We start from the raw sequence: 24,430 nt of genomic DNA on the forward strand, positions 1-24,430 counted from the left end.
AAAAGCATTTTGGGTGCACAAGAGCGTCATGACAGTTTTTTGAAATTAAAAATCGGCGGCGGCGTCACTATATGAAAGAAGCCCGCAAATGCAGGGCTTGCAGCTCAGAAATCATTCTGCGAGAAGGCTGTGGAAAGGATTTTTTATGCTGACACGTACCGATATCAAGGCGGATATGTTCGCAATTTCCGGCTCAGCGCCCGTTCGCTGGCGAATCTCCGACGGATTTGTCCCCTATCAGGTGGCAATTGATGAGATGGAGCGCGAGGTGGCGGCGATTGCAGCTGGAGAAGCCGACGAGTTGATCTGGCTTCTGGAGCATCCTCCACTCTATACCGCAGGCACCAGCGCCGATTCTGCCGATCTGATCGAGCCGGATCGTTTCCCGGTCTTTGCGACGGGTCGCGGCGGCGAATACACCTATCATGGCCCCGGCCAGCGTGTGGTCTATGTCATGCTGGATCTCAAGCGCCGCAGACAGGATGTGCGCGCCTATGTGGCCGCACTCGAAGATGTCATCATTCGCACCCTGGATAAGATGAATGTGCGGGGCGAGCGCCGCGAAGACCGCGTTGGTGTTTGGGTACGCCGCCCGGAAAAGCCGCTTCTGCCGGATGGAAGCGTGAGCGAAGACAAAATCGCTGCCCTTGGCATTCGCCTGCGCAAATGGGTCAGCTTCCACGGCCTCTCCATTAATGTCGATCCGGATCTGGGACATTTCAGCGGAATCGTGCCCTGCGGAATTTCTCAATATGGCGTCACCAGTCTTGTCGATCTTGGATTGCTGGTTATGATGGGTGACGTCGATGTCATGCTGCGCCAGTCCTTCGAAGAGGTCTTCGGCGCAACCGCAAACGAAGCGGCTCATCAGACACTTTAATATCGAGCCGCAACCTTCTGTATCGATCAACGTTTCTCAATTGCGCAAAGCTGGATCATCATCCCGCTCTCGCTTTCATCGAAAAATCGAAAAAGGATCCATTTCATGTTCACAACATCTGCCTATGCCTGCGATGATGGCTCCTCCCCGCTGAAACTCGCCACAATCAAGCGCCGTGATCCGGGCCCGCGCGATGTGGAAATCGAAATCGAATTCTGTGGCGTTTGCCACTCGGATATCCACACCGCACGCGCAGAATGGGCAGGCTCTCTCTTCCCATGCGTGCCCGGCCACGAAATCGTCGGTCGTGTTGGCCGCGTCGGTTCTGACGTGACCAAGTTCAAGACCGGCGACCGCGTCGGCGTTGGCTGCATTGTCGATAGCTGTCGTGATTGCGCGAGCTGTGCGGAAGGCCTTGAGCAATATTGCGAAAACGGCATGACGGGCACTTACAACTCGCAAGACAAGGCCATGGGCGGCGAAGCACACACACTTGGCGGTTACTCCTCCCACGTCGTCGTGGATGACCGCTACGTGTTGAATATCCCCGAAGGTCTCGACGCAGCAGCAGCAGCCCCGCTGCTATGCGCCGGTATCACCACCTATTCTCCTCTTCGCCACTGGAATGCCGGTCCCGGCACCCGAGTCGGCGTTGTTGGGCTTGGTGGCCTCGGCCATATGGCCGTCAAGATCGCCAGCGCCATGGGTGCAACCGTGGTCATGATCACCACCTCTCCCGGCAAGGCAGATGATGCCAAGAAGCTTGGCGCGCATGAAGTGATCGTTTCCAAGGACGCCGAGCAGATGAAGAAGGCAACATCCAGCCTCGATCTCATCATCGATGCCGTGGCCGCAGATCACAATATCGACTCGTACCTTGCTCTGCTGAAGCGCGATGGTGCCTTGGTGCAGGTCGGCGCGCCTGAGAAGCCGCTGTCGGTCCATGCCTTCAGCCTCATCCCAGGCCGCAAGACCTTCGCTGGCTCCATGATTGGTGGCATCGCCGAAACGCAGGAAATGCTCGATTTCTGCGCTGAAAAGGGCATCACAGCCGAAATTGAAATGATCAACATGGATAAGATCAACGAAGCCTATGAGCGCATGATCAAGAGCGACGTGCGCTACCGTTTCGTCATCGATATGCAAAGCATGCCGAAGCAGGCCGCATAAACAAAACGGCAAAGAGCTAAAAAACGAAAACCCGCCGAAAATATCGGCGGGTTTTTTCATGGCTATATATAAGGAGATAACAGCGCAAAGCGCCTGGCTGGCTAACGCCTGCCACCTCTGCTTATGTCATCGTGATTAAGATAGAAGCCGGTCATCCGTAAAGCTGCTCTCAGGAACCTTGCCGCTGGCAAGTGCCATGATGGCAAGCACCGCATGCTGACGATCCCAGCCCGCACCCTCAGCCTTTTCCAGGAGACCATTGATTGATGGCTCGAGAGCGAATTGGCATTCAGCCTGATAATCCATCGTATCAACCGAAAGCGAAGGAGAATTGATCATAGCGCGCATTAAAGCACTCCATTTTACGTAACACCCGTGACATCAAGGTCACGACATACGTGCATTCACACACTCAGAACGCTGGACATCCCGAGAGACGACCAGCGACACAAGTAAAACGAATCCCCCAGCGGTCCGCAGAGTCTGTCATATGACTGACACTGTCAAGTTATAAGCGAGATTGAAACTGTGGATAGGCCTTCCACGCGGCCCCGCCAGTCGGGCCTAGGTTTTGAAGAGGACACTATAATCGCCCCTCCCGGTCGCGCCGCGGCTTGCGCCTCCAGATCAGCATAGCCATCAGAACCAGAGCGAAAAGGATGAACCACATCAGGGGAAATGCCATGAAAAGTGCTGCATAGCCGCAATTTTCTTCAAAACACGCGCCCAAGCCCCCGGCATCTTCAAACATGGTGACCGAGAACGCAGCGGCCATGCCACTGCCGACGACACCTGCCACCAGAATCAGAATGTTCGTAAAAACTCTCATTGCCGGTATTATGAGGCCAAATGAGACCGCTTTGCGGAGCGTGTCGGGAAAAACCAGAAGTTTTAGAAATTGCTTTGAAACGTGTTGCACACACGCACAGCGTTTAAGAAAATCAATACCTTAAAACGTTGAGAAAGAATGGTGGGTGATGTAGGGCTCGAACCTACGACCCGCTGATTAAGAGTCAGCTGCTCTACCAACTGAGCTAATCACCCGCCGCATCCGCCATTGTCTGGCGGTGTGAGTGGCCGTATAAAGAGGATATTTCGGCTTGTCCAGCGTGGAAATGACATTTTTGCGAAATTAATCTCGGAAAAACATCGACCACGCTGGAAAACCCCGCATTGCCGGGCTTTTTGCCCTGCAACATTTTTTCTGCATTAGCGACGAAACGCTCTCGCAACGGCGATCAAGATACATGCGCCGATGAAGCCTGCGATCAGGTAACCGATCCAGCCGGTCAGAACGATGCCAAAGACGGCAAGAAGTGTGTTGGCGATGATCGCGCCGACGATGCCCAATATGATGTTCATGAAAACACCCATATTGCTCTTCATGAACTGTTCAGCGAGCCAACCAGCTATTCCACCGATGATGATTGCAGCGATCCAACCAATTCCAGCACTTTCCATGATGTTCTCCTTGCTCAAGCACGATATGTGATCGGCAAGGTAATGGTTGAGACTGGAAAGAAGCGCTAATTCTGCGGTAGGTTCTTGATACACCAAATATGCCGACTATTTTGACCGCATGATTTGGCCGACTTTAAAAGGGCACTCTTGATGATGTTTTCGATAAGGCTGGAACGGTGGTTTCCGGCGCTGATGTTGCTGATAGCCACTTCGATAGTGGCATCATCCGCCGCTTTTGCGCAGGCGCCAGCTCAAACAGCCCCAGTGGAACCGCTCCCTATCGTTGAGCAGTCCAAGACCGACCTCGAGAAGTCGAGAGCGACCATGGCGCAGATCAACCAGCAGATCGAGGAAGCCCGCACCGAGGACCCGCGTCTGGTCGACCTGAAAAGCAAAGCGGATGATCTGGCCGGCAATGCAGCCAGCACGGTTGCCAGCCTGCGCAGCAGGCTTGACGAGATCAATGCGCGCATCAATTCCCTTGGCGCGCCACCAAAGGAAGGTCAGCCGCCGGAAGCAAGCGTGGTAACGGATGAGCGAACTCGCCTGAACTCGGAAAAATCCCAGATCAATGCGGTTCTGGGTGAAGCCGAGGCGGTTGCAGGCCACGCAACGCAACTTTCCAACAACATCACCTCGATTCGCCGCTCCCTTTTCGCCGCTACCCTGTTCAAGCGCACGGAAATTTCGCCCTCTGTCCTCAGCGAGGCTGGCCAGGAATTTCTCGGTGAAATTTCAGCCGTAAGCAGCTCGCTCTCAGGCTGGGCAATTTTCGTGTGGAATTACAAGCGCGTGTCCATGTTTGGCGCGGTGTCGCTGTCTGCGGTGGCAGCGTTGCTGTTTCTGGTTGGCGGATACCGCCTGCTGGGCCACAGAATGGAGCGCCGCGCCTTTTCGGGTGAGCCATCCTATCTCCGCCGCCTGTCGGTCGCCTTCTGGTCCACGATGATCCAGTCATCCTCCGTATTCCTGCTGATGGTCACCTCGGCCTTCCTGCTGGACAACTTCGGAGTTCTGAGGCCGGATATTGCGCCCATCGTTTTCGTGGCGATGACGGTTCTTGCCTTCTGCTATTTCGTTTCGCGCCTCACCTACGCAATTTTTGCGCCGAACCATCCCGAATGGCGCTTGCTGCATGTGTCCAATCGCGGCGCGCGTACACTATCTGCCGCCGTACTGTTCATGTCGCTCGTCAATGGTCTCGATTATCTTTTCGGCACTATCAGCGAGACGCTGAACTCGCCTTTGATTCTGACGGTCGCAAAAAGCTTCGTTGCCTCCATCATCATCGGCTCCATTCTTCTGGCCATGTCGTTCCTCAAGCCGATGATCGGCAAGGATGAGGACGCAGAAACCGGTCGTCAGCGCCTTCCCCGCTGGCTTTCAATCCTGCTGGCCATGGGCGGGCTTCTGCTGATCGGTGCCTGCCTGACAGGCTATGTCGGCCTCGCACGCTTCCTGGCCACCCAGATCGTCGCAACCGGCGCCGTTCTCGCAACGGTTTATATCGGCATCCTCTCGGGCAAGGCCATTGCCAAACAGGGTGCCTTTGCCGAAACCCTTGTCGGTCGCCATCTGGGCAGACGCTTCAAACTGGGCCCGGTCGCGCTGGATCAGGCAGGCCTTGCCGCCGGGCTCGGCATTTACGGCATCGCGCTTTCCTTCGGCGTTCCCCTCATCCTGTTTTCATGGGGCTTCCAGCCGGGCGATATCGAAAATTGGGCTTACCGTCTGCTGACGGGCTTCACCATCGGCAACACGTCCATCTCCCTCATCAGCATCTTCAGCGGCATTCTGGTCTTTGCCGTTGGCTATGCCATAACACGGTGGTTCCAGCGTTGGCTGGACCGCAACGTCATGGCTCGCGGACAGGTAGACGCTGGCGTCCGAAACTCGGTTGGCACCGGTATTGGCTATCTCGGCATCGTCTTCGCCGCCATATTCGGCATTTCGTCTGCAGGTCTTGATCTTTCCAGCCTGGCACTTGTGGCCTCCGCCCTGTCTGTCGGTATCGGTTTTGGCTTGCAGAACATCGTTTCGAACTTCGTGTCGGGCCTCATTCTGCTCGTCGAGCGGCCTTTCAAGGTGGGCGACTGGGTGGTCACCGGCACTGTGGAAGGCACCGTCAAGCGCCTGTCGGTTCGCGCTACCGAGATCGAAACCTTCAGAGGCCAGTCGATCATCGTGCCGAACTCGGAATTCATCAATTCCTCAGTCGGAAACTGGACCCACAGAAACCGCATCCAGCGTGCCGAAATCCCTGTCTCTGTGGCCTATGAGACAGACCCGCAGCAGGTCATGGATATTCTGTTGGAACTGGTGAAGAAGCAGACGCCAGTGTTGCGCAATCCTGAACCGCATGTGGAGTTTCTGCGATTCGGCGATTTCTCGCTGGATTTCGAACTGCGCTTCCACCTTTCCGACCTCAATCACGGCCTGACGGTGAAGAACAATCTGCGCATGGAAATCCTCAAGCGTTTCCGCCAGGAGGGAATCACCATTCCCATGCCGCAGCGCAATTTGAACATCCACGTCGAGGGTGAAACAAATCCGCAAATGCTCGCAGCGCTGCTGGCCGAAGAGGGCGAAAAGGCAGTTGTGTCCCATACAGCAGCGGCAGCCGCACCGAAGCAGGACATGCCGAAGGCACTGGACGAGAGCGATGCAGACACCGCGAAAGAGCCCAAGATCGAGGCATCCAAGCCATCTGCGCGCAACAGAGCGGGCTGAAGCACTCTGCGCTTGAAAATCGTCAAAAGGCTCGCCGTCGCGGCGAGCCTTTTGCATGTCGTAATCAGGCGTTTGAGCAACGATGCGACATTGCATAGTCTGGCCCATATTGGTTTGAAAAGGCTCACACATAAGCGGGCCATTATGCCTCAAGGGGAACTTGCATCATGAAGACACATGCGCGGGCGGTGGTAATCGGTGGCGGCGTTGTCGGTGTGTCGACGCTCTATCATCTGGCCAAAAAAGGCTGGGGCGATTCTGTGCTGATTGAGCGCAAGGAGCTAACCTCAGGCTCCACATGGCACGCAGCCGGTCTTCTGCCGCTGTTCAACATGAGCTATTCCGTGGGGCAGATCCACAAATACTCGGTCAAGTTCTATGAGGAGCTTCAGGAAGAAACCGGCATGAATGTCGGCTTTTCCAAGGTCTCCAACATCCGCCTCGCCCGCACCAAGGACCGCTGGGACGAGTACATGTATTATGCGGGCATTGCCGAAACCATCGGCGTCAACGTAAAGATGCTGACGCCTGAAGAGGTCAAGGAAATCTGGCCACTCTGCGAAACGGATGGTCTTCTGGGCGCCATTCAGCATCCTGACGATGGTTATATTCAGCCCGCAGACCTGACGCAGGCGCTGGCCAAGGGCGCACGCGACAAGGGCGCGACCATCTATCGCAACACCACCGTCACCGCGCTGGAACAGCTTGAGAATGGTCACTGGAAGGTGACAACCGACAAGGGCGAAATCATCGCCGAGCACGTCATTTCCTGCACCGGCAACTTTGCCCGCAAGACCGGCGAGATGGTCGGCATCAACATCCCAGTCATCCCGGTTGAGCACCAATATATCGTCACAGAGCCGCACCCGGCCATTCAGGAGCGCCGCAAGCAGGGTCTGCCGGAAATGGGTGTTCTGCGCGAATCCGATAGCGCCTGGTACATGCGCGAAGAAGCCGGCGGCCTCATTCTCGGGCCCTATGAGGTGGGTGCACCCGTCTGTTATGTCGATGGCCCCTCGGACCAGAGCGAATACGAGCTTTTCCAGGAAGAGCTCGACCGCCTCATGCCCCATATCGAAGCCGCCATCGCCCGCGTTCCGGCCTTTGGCGAAGTGGGAATCAAGAAGGTCTATAATGGCGCAATCGCCTACACGCCCGATGGTAACCCCATCGTCGGCCCTGCCCCGGGCTTGAAGAACTTCTGGCTGAACGAAGGTCACTCCTTCGGCATCACCGCTGCCGGTGGCGCAGGCTGGCAACTTGCGGAATGGATCGTAGAAGGCGAACCGACCCTCGACCTCATGGGCGTCGATCCGCGTCGATTCGGCCCTTATGCGACCGAAGGCTACCTCATTGCGAAAAACGAGGAAGCCTACGCCAACGTCTTCACCATGCATTATCCCGATGAAGAGCGCGCCGCCGCCCGTCCGCTCAAGACGACACCGATCTATGATCGCCTGAAAAAGCTCGGCGGTGTCTTTGGCAGCGTCTATGGCTGGGAACGCGCCAACTGGTTCGTGCCGGATGGTTACGCGCTGAAGCCAGAGGAACTCGGCGTCGGTGCCGATGTCATCACCAACCACAACCACGCGCCCGCGCTGGAAGATGGCCGCATCGTTGAAAAATGGTCGTTCCGCCGCTCCAACTATTTCGAGCATGTCGGCAACGAGGTCAAACACGTCAACGAACATGTCGGCGTGCTGGATATGTCTGCTTTCGCCAAGATGGAGGTTTCAGGCCCCGGAGCGCGGCAGTGGCTCGAATCCATCCTCGCCAATGCCATCCCGAAGAAGCGTGGTCGCATCGCGCTGACGCACCTTCTCACCAAGGATGGCGGCGTGAAGGCCGAGTTCACGGTTTATGAGTGGGCGCCCGGCCGGTTCTACCTCGTTTCTGCTGGTGGCCTGGAAAACCACGACCACGATGTGCTGCGCCGCCTCGCACCATCAGATGGCTCCGTCATCCTGCAGCCCATCACCCAGAAATACGGCGTTCTGGCACTGGCTGGCCCCAAGTCGCGCGCGGTCTTGCAAAAGCTCACCCGCACCAGCCTCGACAACAAGGACTTCCCATGGCTCACCGCCAAGGAAATTTCTGTCGGCGTTGCCACTGCCCACGCGCTGCGCGTCAACTTCGTTGGCGAACTCGGCTGGGAGCTGCACCACCCGATCGAGATGCAGGCCTACATCTTCGACCGCCTGATGGAAGCTGGAGCCGAATTCGGGATCAAGCCCTTCGGCATTCGCGCCATGGTCTCCATGTCGCTGGAAAAATCCTACCGCAACATGGGCCGCGAACTCTCGGTTGAATACAATGCCTATACGTCGGGACTCGACCGCTTCATCAAGCCGGAAAAGCAGTTTATCGGCCGCGATGCCGTGGTTGCTGGCAAGGAAAAGGGCTTGGGCTGGATCTTCTCCACGCTCGTCGTCACCGGCAACACCACGGTGGATGCACGCGGATCAGAAGCCATCTACAATGCGGCTGGCGATGTCGTCGGACGCGCGACATCAGGCGGCTTTGGCTGGCGCATCGGCAAATCGCTGGCGCTTGCCATGCTGTCACCTGCCGAAGCGAAGATCGGATCAAAGCTGAAGATCAAGATTCTCGGCGATCTCTATGATGCGGAAGTGGTGGGTGAAAGCCCGTTCGACCCTGACAACGCCGTCTTGAGGGCCTGATAAGGCCGCCCTCACGCTTTGAAAACCTCACCCCGGCCTCGTGCCGGGGTTAGTCTGTTGGGTGACGTCAGGCTCAAGCAACGGCATTGCGCGCATCGCCGCGTGCAGGCCCATCTATATCGTCAATGAAGAATTTGGTCCTGAGCAAGCTCAGCAGATCAATCAGCGTTTCCAGATGAAATATTCTGCGCCAGCGAGATCGCTATGCGCCGGTCATCTTCCGCCGCAACAGAGAACGCCTGTTCCTGCAGGTTCTGGATCCACTTACAGTTGATCGAAGAACACTTGTCCAGCGCAGCCGTCATGAAGGCCAAACCGCGCACGGTCTGACCTTCCTGAAACAGCAGGTTTCCAAAGATTGACATGGCTCCCGCGTGGCCATGCTTGCGTGCCTGGTTCAGCCACTTCTTGGCCTGCTGCGCATCGGCACGTCCGCCCTCGCCCGCCAGAATCATCTGAGCAAGCTCAAACTGAGCTTCGGCAACGCCGAATGTGGAAGCAACCTGGAAGTAGAGCTGGCGCGCCTGCGACAGATCGCTCTTTACAGGGCTGCCGGGAATGCCATGGCGGTAATAATCGGCGAGAGACAGCAACGCGTTGACGAAAAACCCGGTGTCTTCAGAGCCCGGCTCCACGCCCTGGCTCGCAATCTCGCTGTAAATCTTGAATGCCTCGAAGTCATTCTTCGCAACACCATCGCCATAGGCGTACATGTTGGCGAGTGCCCAGCGCGAGCCCGTATGACCCTTTTCCGCCGCGTAGCGATATGCTTCGACGGCGTCGTCCTTTTTGCCGCTCTTGTAAGACTTGAAGCCGAATTTGAACAGGTCAAACGGACCAGATTCCTTGGTAACGCCCGAATTGATATCAAAAGCTGCAGCAGGCATTGCCAGCGCTGCAAGCAACAAACCCGCCCATAGCGGCTTCAAAACATTGATGTCACATTTCAGCATTTAAACGGACTTCTCTCACTCTTCCCGGGGTATAGCGAATACTCACGCAATACTGCAAAGACAATTCACACCAGGCTGCGATTTTCGAACACACTGCGTCTTTCCAGCCGCACTTTTTAAGGTGCTACCGGTCTGCTTCTGCGTCTGTAGGTCGGTCTGTGCACGAAATGAGATATAAGCGCCGTTTCCGGCAATATAACGGCGTTTGGTCGCCGCAATCATGGTCTTCAGCAAGGCAACGAAATCAATTCGTGCGTTTACTTGCTTAGACACTGAATCCACTTTCATTTTCACATTAACCACTTCAGCAGAGCCTGTTTAAAAGCCCGCATATTCTTCCGTTTCCCGCGTCCCTGAAGACAAGCAAGCAACTTGTTTGTGGCGGGAAATGGACAAATAGGACGGCTTTCTGACGCAACGTGAAGGTTGCAGAAATATGTTGCTAAATCGTCACAATATTGCAGGCAGGCAACAAAAAACCCGGCCTTGGAAGGCCGGGTGATTTTGATAGAGTTGGTGAAATTAGAACTTCACCTTCAAGGATGTCGAGACAGCCGTAACGATGTCGTTTCCAAAATCGTAAGCAACATCGTCACCGTATGTAAATCCACCTCGAGACACCGCTCCGGAACTACCGCTTGTCAGCAGACCAACCGCACCGGCGAGGCGGATCTCCACATTCTCATTGACCGCGTAAGAAACGCCAGTGCCAAGTGTCCAGCTGTCGGTCTGTGTGCCAACGCCTGTGCTTGTTCCACGATCCCATGTCAGGCTCAGTGCGCCAGACCATTGATCGTTGAACTTGTGGCCGATGCCGCCAGAAACGGTCCAGCCATCACGATAGAGCAAATCCAGCGATGTTACGCCGCCCGGAGGGCATGGAAGTCCTGTCGATGCGACGGGGCAGAAACCGATGGATTGGATAAGGCTCCAGTTCGTCCACTTGACGGAGCCGAAAGCCAGCCAGTCTGGAGCAATACCGCTTTGAACCTTGAGTTCCAGCGAGTCTGGGGCTTCCGCAGAACCAACGACGCCGAAACGGCGACCAAGGAAGGGGTTGAGCGGGTTGACAGCGCCCGGTATCTGCGTCAGGTCGAGTGTGCCTGAGAGATTGTCATATTTCACTCGGCTGTTGTAGACGAGGCTCGCACGCAGCGCATATTCTGGAATTTCGTAGGCAACACCGGCTCTCCAGCCCGGTGCTTCATCGCTCATCTCAAGACGGCCAACGCCGGTGAAGAGCGTGGCTGCAGGTCCGGTGAGCGGTGCGACGAGGCGGGTCTTGGAACCTTCGATTTCCTGATAGAAGCCACCACCGATGACACGGAACTGTCCCGGACCTACGTCAAATTTGTAGGAGCATGTCAGGCCGTAATTATCGGTGCGAACTTTTGTCTCTATGTTGCTTTGCGCACCCACCCAACCGGCACCCGGCTGCAGATGTGCCCCGAACGGCTGAGAGTAGTCCACAAGGCAGTCAATAGCATCATAACCGCCCTTGATGCCGACATATGGAATGGCATAATTTTCGGAGTCATCGGCATACGTAGTACCCGCGCGCGACCCATCCAATGGATCTGTATCGCGAGCATTTTTGATTTTCCGCTGCGGCATCACATAGGTCACGCCGGAGGAAAAGGTAAACGGCGAAGCGTCAAAAAGCTGGTCTATGTTGTAACCACCTCTGTCCAACCCGCCCGCAAATGCAGGTGACATCGATGTCAAGCCGACGGCAAAGCTCAAAGCACCACTTAGAATGATATGTTGTTTTGCCATGTCTCTCCCCAATCAAGGCAATGCGATGGAAAGACCGTGCAATGCTTTGATAAAAAAGACAATCTGTCGCATGGCAGCCATGCGTTTTTGCAGTGCAAAAATAATTTACGTAAAATGCTGAACAACTCGAAGGCAGGCGAAAATCTCGTAAATTTATTCTCATGTCAGGCTATATTAGCCAATTATATTAGAACAATATGCTTTATATCTTACCAACTGTGACCGTGTGACAACATCCGGGGTTTTCGCGTCTAAGGCCGTATTTCCACGACCTTCGCCTTAGGGTGGCAGCGAATAAACACCCTCTGTTAAATTGCTTAGCCCGTGCAGACAGCATCGCCACACCAACGACATGCGGAAAATGTTTGGCGACATTCCGCTCTCGTGGTACTGCAACGGCACATTCGCCTCCTGAAAATGGCAGGCTATCCATCAAACAAACATATCTGCCACAACGCACGTCGTGCTGCATGGCGGTGCGAGTGCGTTATGCAAGACAAGACCTATTCCCCCATTCACGTCATCGGTGGCGGCCTTGCAGGTTCTGAAGCCGCTTGGCAGATCGCGCAGTCTGGTGTGCCTGTCATCATGCATGAAATGCGCGGCGTGCGTGGCACGGATGCCCATAAGGGCACCGCGCTTGCCGAACTGGTCTGCTCCAATTCATTCCGCTCTGATGATGCGACGGCCAATGCTGTCGGCGTCATCCATGCTGAAATGCGGCTTGCCGGCTCGCTGATCATGTCCTGCGCCGATGAGCACAAGGTGCCAGCCGGCAGCGCGCTTGCGGTGGATCGCGATGGCTTTGCCGACGCTGTCACGGCGAAACTCGAAGCGCATCCGCTGATTACCATCATCCGCGAGGAAATCTCCGGCCTGCCACCGCAGGAATGGGACAACACCATCATTGCCACCGGCCCGCTCACCTCGCCAGCCCTCGCCGCCTCCATTCAGGCGGAAACCGGTGAAGATGCGCTGGCCTTCTTCGATGCCATCGCCCCCATCATTCACCGCGATAGCATCAACATGGATATCTGCTGGTACCAGTCGCGTTACGACAAGGTCGGGCCCGGCGGCAATGGCAAAGACTACATCAACTGCCCGCTGGACGAACAACAGTACCATGCCTTCATTGACGCCCTCATCGCGGGCGATACGGTTGGTTTCAAGGAGTGGGAAGGCACGCCCTATTTCGACGGCTGCCTGCCCATCGAGATCATGGCGGAACGCGGGCGCGAAACGCTGCGCCACGGCCCCATGAAGCCCATGGGCTTGACCAACGCTCACAATCCCACCGTCAAGGCCTACGCCGTCGTCCAGCTACGTCAGGATAATGCGCTCGGCACGCTCTATAATATGGTGGGTTTCCAGACGAAACTGAAATACGGCACGCAGGCCGATATCTTCCGGATGATCCCCGGGCTCGAAAACGCAGAGTTTGCACGTCTCGGTGGCCTCCACCGCAACACCTATATCGATTCGCCGCGCCTGCTGGATCCGTCGCTACGGCTGAAGTCACGCCCATCTGTGCGGTTTGCAGGCCAGATCACCGGCTGCGAAGGTTATGTCGAAAGCGCATCGATTGGCTTGCTGACCGGCCGTTTTGCCAGCGCAGAGCGCAAGGGCGAACCCGTCAGCCTTCCTCCGGCCACAACCGCACTCGGCTCCCTGCTCAGCCACATCACCGGTGGACATCTTTCGAGCGATGAGGAGCCGGGCAAGCGTTCCTTCCAGCCGATGAACATCAACTTCGGACTATTCCCGGAATTGGAGCCAGGTTCGATCGTCAAGCCGGAAGGCGTCAAACGCTTCCGTGGCAAGGACAAGACCATCATGAAGCGTCATTTGATGGCCAGACGCGCCCTCACAGATTGCGCCTCATGGCTCGGCGTCCCCGCGCCGATCTTCGCAGAACCGGAAACGGCATCTGCTCAGGTGGAAACAGGCGGCGACACCTTGGTATCGGATGCTTCAGCGGCCTGATCCGCAGCGGGTTCCGGCTCTGTGGCCGGGACCGCTTCCAGCATGCTTCCCAGCATCCATAGGGAAACTTCCGCGGCCTCCTTCACCGTCTTGAAACGGTAGGCGCCGCTATATTTCGGCTTGTCCAGAAACGACACGACAAACCCATCGCCGGTTTCCAGATGTTCGACCTGAATGCATTCGGGATCGAGCAACATGCAGACATGGTGTTTACCCATGTTGCGCATGAAGCCAGCCTTGTTATCGTGAAGGCGCACGAAAACCGCATTACCATCAGCCGTCATGTGCAGGCTGCGGATGGCTTCGTTCGGAAAGGCGCGAGCAAAATCGAGAATGGCCTGACCCGGATCGTGCAGGTCATCCTCGTCCGGGTTACGCTTCAGGCGCAGGAAATAAAGGCCCAACATGGCCAAAGGAAAGAGGACGATCAGGATTGTAGGGCTCATCGATGTCTCTCCATACGGCTGCTCTCGTCGTCCCGGCTCAGGCGTTCTTCGCAATATCATCACATAGTGGTCAAGCCTTGCGCGAATATGGACTGGGCGGACCTATGGTCAGAAGCGACGGGTGAAAGACGCCTTGGCAAGCTGCCACTGGCGGCGAAACTGCGATGATAGGATATCCTGCGTCAAGAGCCCCGCCCCGGCCCTGCGCGCCCTGGCGATAACACCACCTGACAGCGCAACGGAAATAAAGGCTGGAAAAACCGCCTTAGGGATGGGCGCAAGCCGCGCCTTCTCCAGATGCCCCTGCGCATGAACGCAGAAGATCTCGATGGCAGCGCCAATCCGCGCCTTGTCCTGACCTTCCAGAAACGTCTCGCGGTCAAGCCCGGCAGCAGACAGCATGTCGAGGGGTATAAAGACCTGCCCCCTGCTGGCGTGTAGCGGCATCAGCAACAGCATCCCCGCCATGGCCTGTGCCACGCCGGCGTGACCTGCGGCCTCCGCATTGCCGGCAGCGTCTTCTGGCGAAAGCACGATGCTGGCAAGCTGGATCAGGGCGGATGCCGTTTCCCCGGCATAGCCTTCCAATGCGTTGCGATCGGTGAAAGGATCGTCATAAAGATCGAAAATCCGAGCTTCGATCATGTTAATCAACGTCTGGCGCGGAAGCTTGTGCGTCTCGATAGCATCCAGAAGAGCGGCAGCCACCGGATTGGCAAGGCTCTCGCCGTGGGGCTTGCCTTCCAGCAGATCGCGCCACCATTGCATGCGCACCTCGCCGGGAAGCGGATCACGCACGAGGTCGCGAATGCGGGCTATTTCTGCGTTGAAGGCATAGAGAGCGCAGAGTGCTGCGCGCTTATCCTGAGGTGACAAAAGGCATGCCAGATACCGATCACGATCGGTATCGCGCAACATGCTCATGCACGCGTCCGTATCTGTCATGCGCTCAGCCATTGTATAAAGCTCTTTCAGCCCTCGACGGCGATCAGCGCCGCCGCCACGGCACGCGATTCCGAAAGCATGATGTTGTAAGTCCTTACCGCAGCCCCCGTGCTCATCGGATCGACGGAGATGCCAGCGTCCTTCAAGGCGGCCCGCAACTCTTTGGGTATCATCCGCATCGTATCCCCCATACCAACAAGCAGAAACTCTATCTCGCTGGCCTGGGCAATGATCTGCGAAAAATGCTCGATGCTGAGCTGGCTCGGCTCATTAACGGCCCATCCGTGAATTCCCGAGGGAAGGCACAGAAGCGAACCGCGATGCGACATATCGGCGAAACGAAACCCGCCATTACCGTAGGCGTCTATGGGTGCCCGGCCGGGAAAATGGGCCGGGCGTATTTCGATACCAGCGGCCATCAGACGGCAGGCTTGCCGCCAATGGCATTGGCTTCGGCCTTCGCATCTTCAGGGTCGTTACCACCTGGACGAAGCTTGAAGGCAATCAGAACCGGCGCGGCGATATAGACCGACGAGAAGACGCCGATACCAACACCGAAGAGCATCGCGAAGGTGAAGGATCTGATGACTTCACCACCGAAGAGGTAGAGCGACAGCAGCGCCAGCATCACGGTCAGACCCGTCAGGATGGTGCGCGACAGTGTCTGGTTCAGCGAAACGTCGATAATCATCGATAGCGGCATCTTCTTGTAACGCCGCAGGTTTTCGCGAATACGGTCATAGATGACGACCGTATCGTTGAGCGAGTAACCGATGATCGTCAGAATAGCCGCGATACTGGTCAGGTTGAACTCGATGCCGAGGAACACGAACAGACCGATGGTGAAGACCACGTCATGCACCATCGAGATGATGGCACCGAGCGCAAACTGCCATTCGAAGCGCACCCAGATATAGGCCATGATGGCGACCATGGCGAGCGCGATACCGATGGTGGAGGTGAGCGTCAGATCGCCGGAAACGGCAGGACCAACCACTTCAACGCGGCGGAACTCATACTTGTCCTCAAGCTCGCCACGCACCAGCGTAATCGCAGACTGCTCAGCATTCTCGCCGCCTTCCTGCGCCTGAATGCGGATCAACACATCCTGTGGTGTTCCAAAGCCCTGCGCCTGAACCTCGCCCAGGTTCAACTGGCTGAGACGATCACGGATATCAGCGATATCGGCATCACCCTGCTTGGCCTTCACCTCGACAACCGAGCCGCCCTGGAAATCGATGCCCAGGTTGAGACCCTTGGTTGCGAAACCGCCGACGCAAGCCAGCATAAGCGCGCCGCTCAGGAAGAACACGAAGCGGCGGTAACGCATGAAAGGAACGTCTTTGCCGTCGAAAATCGCAGTGCGAATGCCCTTTGGCAGTGCCTTCGGACGGGTGCGGCGAACCCACACGCCGAACATCCACGCAGTCAGCGTATAGGCGGTAAAGACCGTGGTGACGATACCGACGGCAAGCGTCACGGCAAAGCCCTTGACCGGTCCTGTTCCCATGTAGAACAGAACGCTGGCAACAATCAGCGTCGTGATGTTGGCATCCATTATGGTCGCGAAAGCGCGGGTAAATCCGCTTTCGAGCGATGAAATCAGCGGCTTGCCGCTTCTCACCTCTTCACGAATACGCTCATAGATCAGAACGTTGGAGTCAACGGCCATTCCGATGGTCAGAACGATACCGGCAATACCCGGCAAGGTCAGCGTCGAACCGATGATACTCAACACCGCCAGAAGCATGACAATGTTGACGATGAGGGCGATGTTCGCCAGCAGGCCGAAGAAGCCGTAGAAGATGAACATAAAGATGACGACGGCGGCGGCACCGATGGCGCTGGCCATCAGACCGGCATTGATCGAGTCGCTACCAAGGCTTGGGCCCACGGTGCGCTCTTCAACAACTGTCAGCGTTGCCGGAAGTGCACCGGCACGCAGGAGAACGGCAAGGTCGTTAGCGCCCTCAACCGAGAAGTTACCGGAAATCTGGCCGGAACCGCCAATGATCGGCTCGCGGATAACAGGTGCGGAAATCACCTGATTGTCGAGAATGATAGCGAATGGCTTGCCGACATTCTGCTGCGTGGCCTGCGCAAAACGCTGTGCACCACGGCTGTCGAAGCGGAAGGTAACGACCGGTTCATTGTTCTGCTGGTTAAAGCTGGCCTGCGAATCAACGAGGTTATCGCCGGAAACAAGCGCACGGCGCTCCACCAGATATGGAACCGGTGGGTCATCCTGCGAATAAAGCACTTCAGATGTTGCTGGCGGGCGACCATTCATCGCTTCCTGCACCGGCATGGACGTATCGACCATGCGGAAGGACAGTTTCGCGGTCTGGTTCAACAGCGATTTCAAACGCTGTGGATCTTGCAGACCCGGAACCTGAACGATGATGCGGTCGCTGCCCTGACGCTGGATCAGCGGCTCAGTCGTGCCGACTTCGTCCACGCGGCGGCGAACGACTTCAATGGACTGGGACACCGCAGACGATAGGCGATAAGCGATGCCGTCATCCGTCAGATTAAGGCGCAGAACATTCTCGCCCACATCCGTCATCGTCACTTCGGTGATGGATGTACCAACCAGCGTGCCGGATGAAACCGGCAGAGTCAGGTCACGCAATGCCGTTTTGGCGGCTTCGTACTGGGCAGGATCGGTAATGCGAACCTGCACCTGCTGGCCGTTGCCAGCAAGGCCCGAATAGCGAATATTGGCATCACGCAACTGGGTGCGCACATCACCCACGATGGTCTCGAGACGTTCCTTCACAATGTCGGAACGCTCGATCTTGAGCATGATGTGGGAGCCACCCTGAAGGTCGAGACCGAGAGTTACTTTATTATCCTTGTACCAGTTCGGCATGCCCTCCAATTGCTTGTCGGTAAACAGGTTTGGAGAAGCGATAAACACGCTTATAAGCACGACCAGCCAGATGAAGGCTGTTTTCCAGCGGGAAAAATGAAGCATTGAGGTCTCGGTCAAGTTTGGGTGTCAGAACCCAGGTTGCGGATGCCGCAACCTGCTTGTCATTTACTTTGCGTTGGCAGGAGCTTCGGTCTTGACCGGCTCACCCTTGACGCGGACTTCAGCGATGTAGGTGCGCGATGCGCGAACCTTGACGCCTTCGGCAATTTCGACTTCCAGCTCGTTGTCGTCGATAACCTTGGTTACCTTGCCAACGATGCCGCCGCCCAGAACAACCTGGTCACCACGGCGAATAGCCGTCAGTGTTTCCTGACGCTTCTTCAACTGCGCGCGCTGTGGACGGATCAGGAAGAAGTACCAGACCACCATGAGTGGGGCGAACAGGAAAAGCATTTCAAGGCCGGACCCGAATGCAGATGGTGCGCCTGCCGCATCCTGGGCAAAAGCTTGGCTAATGAACATAAAGAACTCCTCAGATTATTCGGGCGCAGTCTTAGCCACTGGCCGGCTTTTCAAGCCGCCGGAATATAGTTGTGATCGCCCGGAATGCAACAGACACAGGCGATACGCAGTACCGTTTCCACGCCTCATAACCTTTCAAGAAGGTAAACACCATGCTACCCCGCAGAAATTCTAGTGTTATGCCGTCCTCATATGGTGGATTGCGCAACAACAATTATTCGGGAGACGTTGAGATGACGCCGGAAGAAACCAACCTCGCCTTGCTGGCTGAAGTGCGTCGCCTGGCTGCTGCAGTTGAGCGTCTGGCAGGGCCCGCCCCGGCGGTCAATGATTGGTCCAGCGCTGATTGCTTCGTCTGGATACCCGCAAACAGCTGGCTTCAGCCGGTGGCGCGGCCAAACCGCATCGCCCTGCAACTCATTCGCGGCGTAGATCATGTGCGCGATATTCTCCACGAAAACACGTTGCGCTTTGCTCAGGGCTTTGCCGCCAACAATGTGCTGCTGTGGGGCGCACGCGGCATGGGCAAATCATCGCTGGTCAAAGCTGTTCACGAAGATGTCAGGGCCGCGGGCGATGTGTCGCTGAAACTCGTGGAAGTCCACCGCGAAGACATCCACACCCTTCCCGCCTTGATGGACATTCTCAAGCGCGCAGACCATCGCATTATTCTCTTCTGCGATGACCTTTCCTTCGACCATGATGATACGGCTTATAAGTCGCTCAAGGCGGCGCTTGATGGCGGCATTGAAGGCAGGCCTGACAATGTGCTGTTTTACGCAACATCCAACCGCCGCCACCTTCTGCCACGCCACATGATGGAGAATGAGCAGTCCACCGCCATCAATCCGTCTGAAGCGGTTGAGGAAAAAGTCTCCCTTTCGGATCGCTTCGGCCTCTGGCTCGGCTTCCACAAGTGCAGCCAGGACGACTACCTTGCCATGATCGATGGCTATGCCGACCATTTCGATCTGGGGCTGCCGAAAGACACCCTCCACCACGAAGCGCTGGAATGGGCAACGACGCGCGGTGGCCGCTCTGGCCGCGTCGCCTGGCAATATATTCAGGACGCCGCAGGACGGTTGAGAAAGCCACTCAACAGATGATCTTCCAGCCAGTTCAGACTTGGCAGAAACAATCACTATCGCGTCCCATGTAAAAAGAAAGACCGGCACGCAACAGCGCCAATCCATTTCAATTAGTATTTCATACAATACTCAGGAACAAAGAGATCACGACATCGTTCTGAGCAGGCGCGAAACCCGCGCTACGTTACCGGAGAGCGAAATGACTGATCAGACCAGATACGCAACAACAACCGCAGGCGTTCACGCCCCTGTATCCCGCGAACCTATTGCCAATGTTTCCTGGGGCAGCATCTTTGCCGGTGTTGCTATTGCCCTTTCCCTGCACCTTTTGCTGAACCTTCTGGGTCTGGCCATCGGCGCTGGCGTTATCGATCCAGCGCAAAATGACACGCCGACCGCATCATCGCTCTCCATGGGTTCGGTCATCTGGGTCATCGTCAGCGGCATTATTGCAGCGTTCGTCGGCGCCTATGTCGCCAGCCGCCTGTCCGGTCGCGTGGTTCGCTCCACCGGCGCACTTCACGGCCTCACATCCTGGGCGGTCACAACGCTTGTTGTGTTTTACCTGCTCAGCACATCGGTTGGCGCGCTGGTTGGCGGTGCATTCACCGGCGTCACGAGCGTCTTCTCAGGCGCTGGCTCCACGGTTGCAACAGCGGCAACCGCTGCTGCCCCTGCCCTTGCCAACGCAAATGATCCTGTTTCCAGCATCGAACAGAGCATTCGTGAAGCAAGCGGCGGCAATGACCCACAGGCCCTGCGTGACGCAGCTGTCAGCGCCATGCGTGCCGCTTTGACTGGTGACCAGTCGCAGGCTGCCGATGCCCGCAACCGTGCAGCCGAAGCGCTTGCACGCGCACAGAACATCCCCGTCGAGCAGGCCCGTACGCAGGTTACCGATTACGAAAACCAGTACAAACAGGCCATGGAACAGGCAAAGAAAACCGCGACTGAAGCCGCACAGGCAACAGCGACAGGTGTTTCTGCCGCATCCTACGTTGCCTTCGGCGCCCTGCTGATTGGCGCAATCGCCGCTCTCTTCGGTGGCAACATCGGCGCTGCACACACGGAACGCCGCCGCGAAACCGTCATCGCATAAGCGATGTAACATCAAAGAACGAGATGCCCGCTTCACCGCGGGCATTTTCTTGTTCACAGATGCGCAATAAAAAATGCCCGCAAACCTGCGGGCATTTCTCATTATGAGCGGATCAATGTCAGAACTTGGGAAATTCCAGCTTGCTGGTGTCATAGCCCAATTCGCCGGCCTTTTTCACCATGCGCGCGAGAAGCGGTTTCGATGGCACGGTGCGCGAATAGATCCAGAGGTTCTTCATCTTGGGGTCGGCACTGATGAACCAGCTGCGATCCGGCGATTGGTAGAGCACCCAGTAATCGAAGGTGATCAACAGCGGGTAGCGAACTTTCAGCTTGGCCTTGGTCGTCTTCGAATCCGTCAGCGTGCCCAGGCCCTCGATGGTCTTGAGCTTGCCCTGCGGAGAACCTTCGCGGCAACCGTCCTGAACCATGATCTGATTGGGCGCCGCACCCTTCTTGTAAATGGTGAAACCGGCTTCGCAGCCATCGGTCAGCCACATCGGCGTCCGGCCGATTTCCAGCCATTTACCCTGATAGTGAGACATGTCTACCTGCGCGACGGACGGTTCCGCCTTCGCCTCAGGCACAAGACCTGCGCCAAGACAGGAAAACGCCACGACGGCGCTTAACGAACTCAACAAACGATTCATGGCTGCGATGCTCCAAGTTGATGGTCGGGAACAACGCCCGGCCATTGCCCAGGTTGCACGTGCATCTCTCACTTTACCGTGGCCGTCATTGCCGGAATGTGGCGATGTTTCTTCCGTCGGGATATTCCGCCGGTCCCTTGATTTCCAGCATGTTGCCGAAGGGGTCGTGTATATAGAAGGAGTGGCCCATTCCGCGTGCGCCGCCATGCATGGCCTCGCGGTCGATCTTCACACCGTGATTTTCCAGGTGCGCGCGCAGTTCCTTGTGCTCAAAGGGTCCGGTGGCAATGCAGATGTGGTCGACATTGCGCCCGCCTGCAACGGGCGGCGCCGCTTTATGCCCGCCCGGATGGGTAATATCCCATAAAACGATGAGAGATGCCCCGCACCAGACCTGCTCCATGCCCAGTGCTGGATAGGAATATCCCGGCCTGCACCCCATAACCTCGTGATAGAAGTGCAAGGCCTTGTCCATGTCATCCACCAGCAGAACGACGTGATCTATGCCGACAAGGGAAAATGGTACGCTCACGGACAGCTCCTCCCGATTCTTCACGGAGCAAGCTTCAGCGAATGGGGCAAACAATCAACCCCGAGAGATGATGGAAAAGTTCATCGGCCACAAAACATACGTGTTTTGATGCGTTGTTTAAGCTATATTCAATCATGTGGGGAGGTAAATACACACAAGTGGTACGCCCTAGGGGAGTCGAACCCCTCTTTACAGAATGAAAATCTGTCGTCCTAACCGATAGACGAAGGGCGCGTACACTTGTCGTGTGGCGCCCTTATAGTCAGAGGTTTTCGATATCGCAAGCGAGAAAATGCGTCTTTTGACAAAAAAATGACAGACCGCGCCAGAAGCCCTGCAAAATAAGGATTTCCTATTCAAAACAGGGGCTTATTTTTTCTGAATAGCGGCATTGATCAGACCGTGAGCGACGGTTCGGGTGAAAATGGCTGCACGACAGGCACAATGATTGCGCACCACAACACCGATTCAAAGGCTGCTTTAGCCCTTGGTGAGACAGAGCGGTTGCGCCATCAAACGGTGCCGATCATCTCAACTATTTTTCACAGAAAGCTGATCCAATCGCCGTTCTCTTTGCGTTTTGACACTTTGACTTGTGCAAACCACTGGCAAACCGGAAAAACATAAGGAAAGCCACGGAATTGCTTCTTTTCGTTGTGTTAGCTTGCGCTGCTATAACGTACCCGTCGCCCGTAACGAGAGAAGGTGAAGAATGCCGACTGAGAAACGACCCTTGATGCCAGCTTTTCGACAATCCCTTATTGCGAAGATTTTCGTCGTTTCGTTTCTAAGCGTTCACGTTCCTCTGATTGCCTTGATCCTCTTTCTGCTGTTCGGACTGGATACGGGCCCCGTGCCGGTTTTCACCCTGATCCTCGTCGCAACCCTTCTGGGCACCGCATTTTGCCTCTATGCGCTCTGGCGCTTCATTCGTCCGCTGCATCATCTGGCGGGCGCGCTGGAGAGATATCCGCAGGATAAAAGCCTGCTGAAGCTGAAATCGGTGGGCAAGGACGAGATTTCCATCGTCACGCAGGCCACCCACTCCATGCTGATCCAGGTCGAGGAACTGACCAAACAGCTCAAGCATCAGGCCACAACGGATTTTCTGACCGGGCTTGCAAACCGGCGCTGGCTGACCGAGCAGGTCCCTGCCATGCAGTCGCAGGCTGACCGTTCCGGCGATCCGCTGTCCATCATTCTGTTCGACCTCGATAACTTCAAGCTCATCAATGATGATTACGGCCATGATGTCGGAGACAAGGTGCTGATGATCGTTGGGGAAATCGTCAAGGATTCGCTGCGGCCATATGATCTGGCCTCCCGCATCGGCGGCGAGGAATTCTGCATCGTCCTGCCTCGCACATCAGGCACGGATGCCGTGGCCATTGCAGAGCGGCTGCGCACCGCCTTTGAATCGTGCCTTCTCGATCCCCTGGCCCGAGGCCGCATCACCTGCAGCTTCGGCGTGGTGGAGGCAGGTCCCGGCGAGCGCCTGCAACAGTTGCTCCGCCGCGCCGATAGCGCGCTTTATCGAGCCAAGGATGCCGGTCGCAACCGCGTCATCGGCACTTTTCTGGGCAGCAATGGCTGAAAGTTCAGGCGGCTTTGAGAGAAAGCGGTTGAAGGCAGATGCGATGTGCTTGCATTTCAGGCTTTCTTCCCGCTATTAGCCAAAGCCATCAACAATTTTGACCAGATGGTAGACGCCCCATGTCCCTTCCCGATAAAGCCTTTCCCGTCTCATGGGATCAATTTCACCGTGATGCCCGCGCTCTGGCCTGGCGTCTTGCCGGTCTGAACCAGGAGTTCAGCGCCATTGTCTGCATCACACGCGGTGGCCTCGTACCGGCCGCCATCATTTCGCGTGAGCTAAACATCCGCCTCATCGATACCGTCTGCATCGCCACGCGCCATGATTATGTCAATCAGGGCGAGACGATGCTGCTCAAGGGCATCTCTCCCGAACTGCTGGAAAAGGGTGGCGAAGGCATTCTCGTCGTCGACGACCTGACCGATACCGGCAAGACCGCCATCGAAGTGCGTGAAATGCTGCCCAAGGCACATTTCGCCTGCGTTTACGCCAAGCCCAAGGGTGTGCCAACAATCGACACCTTCATCACCGAAGTCAGCCAGGATACGTGGATCTATTTCCCCTGGGATCTGGGCTTCACCTATCAGGAACCGATTGCAAAGGGCTCGCGCGGCTAATGCCGCCTCCTCTGCCGATTTTTCCATCAAAGCCGCCTCCGGGCGGCTTTTTTGCGTCTGCTGCGCAGCATTTGCGGCCCGTCAAGACCAAAGTGGGAAGATGTGGAAATCACCCCCCTGTTGCTTGTACACAACACCGAAATTTTGCGCGAAAAAATCAAAAAGTCGCATTCCGCAACGTGAGGAAGGCGGTTCGGATATGGTTAAAATCGATCCAAGTTACTGAATTTTATAATGCCTTTTTCTTTCCCCGTTTTCCACAGGAGCCCCACACAATATCTTGTGGTTAACAAAGCCCTTCAAACTAGGCCTTGACGGAATCACCTCATATCCCGCAATGTAAAGTCATGTTGCGGCGGCAATGGAATCGGGTTTCTCACCACAGGTTCTTTTCAGTTTCAGTTCACGCGTTTGCCTTGCGTTCCTACC

General features: G+C 56.3%; 22 protein-coding genes and 2 tRNA genes. 10 read left to right on the forward strand and 14 right to left on the reverse strand.

The window, feature by feature from the left end:
* The first annotated feature begins 145 nt into the window (after window positions 1-145).
* Both lipB and IFT53_RS19175 read left to right on the forward strand, forming a co-directional pair.
* Window positions 146-880 (forward strand): lipoyl(octanoyl) transferase LipB, encoded by a 735-nt coding sequence (gene lipB, locus IFT53_RS19170; RefSeq protein ID WP_042619287.1) that lies wholly within the window; start codon window positions 146-148, stop codon window positions 878-880.
* A gap of 105 nt (window positions 881-985) precedes the next feature.
* Window positions 986-2,050 carry an NAD(P)-dependent alcohol dehydrogenase gene (locus IFT53_RS19175; protein ID WP_192066953.1) on the forward strand — a complete coding sequence of 355 codons (1,065 nt, stop codon included), beginning with the start codon at window positions 986-988 and terminating at the stop codon, window positions 2,048-2,050.
* Window positions 2,051-2,185: 135 nt separating this feature from the next.
* On the opposite strand, the gene IFT53_RS19180 is transcribed toward IFT53_RS19175, so the two are convergent.
* The 4 genes from IFT53_RS19180 to IFT53_RS19195 form a co-directional block, all read right to left on the reverse strand.
* Window positions 2,186-2,398 carry a hypothetical protein gene (locus IFT53_RS19180; protein ID WP_042619285.1) on the reverse strand — a complete coding sequence of 71 codons (213 nt, stop codon included), beginning with the start codon at window positions 2,396-2,398 and terminating at the stop codon, window positions 2,186-2,188.
* 235 nt (window positions 2,399-2,633) lie between these two features.
* Window positions 2,634-2,879, reverse strand: a complete 246-nt coding sequence (locus IFT53_RS19185) for a hypothetical protein (protein WP_197980304.1) — start codon at window positions 2,877-2,879, stop codon at window positions 2,634-2,636.
* Window positions 2,880-3,018: 139 nt separating this feature from the next.
* A tRNA-Lys gene (locus IFT53_RS19190) sits at window positions 3,019-3,094 on the reverse strand.
* A gap of 165 nt (window positions 3,095-3,259) precedes the next feature.
* The gene (locus IFT53_RS19195) at window positions 3,260-3,511 is read right to left on the reverse strand and encodes a GlsB/YeaQ/YmgE family stress response membrane protein (protein WP_042619284.1); all 252 of its coding nucleotides are present in this window, start codon (window positions 3,509-3,511) and stop codon (window positions 3,260-3,262) included.
* A gap of 150 nt (window positions 3,512-3,661) precedes the next feature.
* On the opposite strand from IFT53_RS19195, the gene IFT53_RS19200 reads away from it, so the two are divergent.
* A complete protein-coding gene (locus IFT53_RS19200) occupies window positions 3,662-6,241 on the forward strand; it encodes a mechanosensitive ion channel family protein (protein WP_192066955.1) in 2,580 nt (859 codons plus the stop codon).
* Between the two features lie 167 nt (window positions 6,242-6,408).
* Window positions 6,409-8,922, forward strand: coding sequence for a GcvT family protein (locus tag IFT53_RS19205; protein WP_192066957.1), 2,514 nt, complete (start codon window positions 6,409-6,411; stop codon window positions 8,920-8,922).
* A gap of 158 nt (window positions 8,923-9,080) precedes the next feature.
* Here IFT53_RS19205 and exoR read toward each other — a convergent pair whose 3' ends face one another.
* Together exoR and IFT53_RS19215 are read right to left on the reverse strand one after the other, a co-directional pair.
* Window positions 9,081-9,875, reverse strand: a complete 795-nt coding sequence (gene exoR / locus IFT53_RS19210; RefSeq protein WP_042619282.1) for an exopolysaccharide production regulator ExoR — start codon at window positions 9,873-9,875, stop codon at window positions 9,081-9,083.
* Between the two features lie 522 nt (window positions 9,876-10,397).
* A complete protein-coding gene (locus tag IFT53_RS19215) occupies window positions 10,398-11,651 on the reverse strand; it encodes an OmpP1/FadL family transporter (RefSeq protein WP_192066959.1) in 1,254 nt (417 codons plus the stop codon).
* Window positions 11,652-12,140: 489 nt separating this feature from the next.
* Here IFT53_RS19215 and trmFO point away from each other — a divergent pair, with 489 nt between their 5' ends.
* Window positions 12,141-13,634 carry a methylenetetrahydrofolate--tRNA-(uracil(54)-C(5))-methyltransferase (FADH(2)-oxidizing) TrmFO gene (trmFO, locus tag IFT53_RS19220; protein ID WP_192066960.1) on the forward strand — a complete coding sequence of 498 codons (1,494 nt, stop codon included), beginning with the start codon at window positions 12,141-12,143 and terminating at the stop codon, window positions 13,632-13,634.
* Here trmFO and IFT53_RS19225 read toward each other — a convergent pair.
* The 5 genes from IFT53_RS19225 to yajC all read right to left on the reverse strand — a co-directional run bounded on the left by IFT53_RS19225 (window position 13,583) and on the right by yajC (window position 18,422).
* Window positions 13,583-14,080, reverse strand: a complete 498-nt coding sequence (locus tag IFT53_RS19225; protein ID WP_244656389.1) for a hypothetical protein — start codon at window positions 14,078-14,080, stop codon at window positions 13,583-13,585. The genes trmFO and IFT53_RS19225 overlap by 52 nt on opposite strands.
* A gap of 108 nt (window positions 14,081-14,188) precedes the next feature.
* Window positions 14,189-15,025, reverse strand: coding sequence for a phytoene/squalene synthase family protein (locus IFT53_RS19230; RefSeq protein WP_446737693.1), 837 nt, complete (start codon window positions 15,023-15,025; stop codon window positions 14,189-14,191).
* Window positions 15,026-15,051: 26 nt separating this feature from the next.
* Window positions 15,052-15,444 carry an Mth938-like domain-containing protein gene (locus tag IFT53_RS19235; RefSeq protein WP_042619278.1) on the reverse strand — a complete coding sequence of 131 codons (393 nt, stop codon included), beginning with the start codon at window positions 15,442-15,444 and terminating at the stop codon, window positions 15,052-15,054.
* Window positions 15,444-18,002 (reverse strand): protein translocase subunit SecDF, encoded by a 2,559-nt coding sequence (secDF, locus tag IFT53_RS19240; protein ID WP_042619277.1) that lies wholly within the window; start codon window positions 18,000-18,002, stop codon window positions 15,444-15,446. Before secDF ends, IFT53_RS19235 begins: the two co-directional genes overlap by 1 nt.
* Window positions 18,003-18,065: 63 nt before the next feature.
* Window positions 18,066-18,422, reverse strand: a complete 357-nt coding sequence (gene yajC / locus IFT53_RS19245) for a preprotein translocase subunit YajC (RefSeq protein WP_042619276.1) — start codon at window positions 18,420-18,422, stop codon at window positions 18,066-18,068.
* 233 nt (window positions 18,423-18,655) lie between these two features.
* On the opposite strand from yajC, the gene IFT53_RS19250 reads away from it, so the two are divergent.
* Window positions 18,656-19,528: an ATP-binding protein gene (locus IFT53_RS19250; protein ID WP_192066963.1), complete on the forward strand. Its 873-nt coding sequence runs from the start codon at window positions 18,656-18,658 to the stop codon at window positions 19,526-19,528.
* A 181-nt stretch (window positions 19,529-19,709) separates the two neighbouring features.
* Window positions 19,710-20,609 (forward strand): PhnA-like protein, encoded by a 900-nt coding sequence (locus IFT53_RS19255; protein ID WP_192066965.1) that lies wholly within the window; start codon window positions 19,710-19,712, stop codon window positions 20,607-20,609.
* 118 nt (window positions 20,610-20,727) lie between these two features.
* Here IFT53_RS19255 and IFT53_RS19260 read toward each other — a convergent pair whose 3' ends face one another.
* The 3 genes from IFT53_RS19260 to IFT53_RS19270 all read right to left on the reverse strand — a co-directional run bounded on the left by IFT53_RS19260 (window position 20,728) and on the right by IFT53_RS19270 (window position 22,024).
* Complete coding sequence (locus IFT53_RS19260; RefSeq protein ID WP_244656390.1) at window positions 20,728-21,258, reverse strand: lipocalin family protein; 531 nt, start codon at window positions 21,256-21,258, stop codon at window positions 20,728-20,730.
* An 85-nt stretch (window positions 21,259-21,343) separates the two neighbouring features.
* A complete protein-coding gene (locus tag IFT53_RS19265) occupies window positions 21,344-21,790 on the reverse strand; it encodes a VOC family protein (protein WP_042619703.1) in 447 nt (148 codons plus the stop codon).
* Window positions 21,791-21,949: 159 nt separating this feature from the next.
* A tRNA-Glu gene (locus IFT53_RS19270) sits at window positions 21,950-22,024 on the reverse strand.
* A 168-nt stretch (window positions 22,025-22,192) separates the two neighbouring features.
* On the opposite strand from IFT53_RS19270, the gene IFT53_RS19275 reads away from it, so the two are divergent.
* The 3 genes from IFT53_RS19275 (at window position 22,193) to gpt (ending at window position 24,001) form a co-directional block, all read left to right on the forward strand.
* Window positions 22,193-22,417: a hypothetical protein gene (locus IFT53_RS19275; RefSeq protein ID WP_192066967.1), complete on the forward strand. Its 225-nt coding sequence runs from the start codon at window positions 22,193-22,195 to the stop codon at window positions 22,415-22,417.
* Window positions 22,418-22,502: 85 nt separating this feature from the next.
* Entirely contained in the window at window positions 22,503-23,384 is an 882-nt protein-coding gene (locus IFT53_RS19280) for a GGDEF domain-containing protein (protein WP_192066969.1), read from the forward strand.
* A 119-nt stretch (window positions 23,385-23,503) separates the two neighbouring features.
* The gene (gpt, locus tag IFT53_RS19285) at window positions 23,504-24,001 is read left to right on the forward strand and encodes a xanthine phosphoribosyltransferase (RefSeq protein WP_042619272.1); all 498 of its coding nucleotides are present in this window, start codon (window positions 23,504-23,506) and stop codon (window positions 23,999-24,001) included.
* The last annotated feature ends 429 nt before the right edge of the window (window positions 24,002-24,430 follow it).

The organism is Rhizobium sp. CFBP 13644 (genome assembly GCF_014842165.1).
Classification (GTDB): Bacteria; Pseudomonadota; Alphaproteobacteria; order Rhizobiales; family Rhizobiaceae; genus Agrobacterium; species Agrobacterium tumefaciens_C.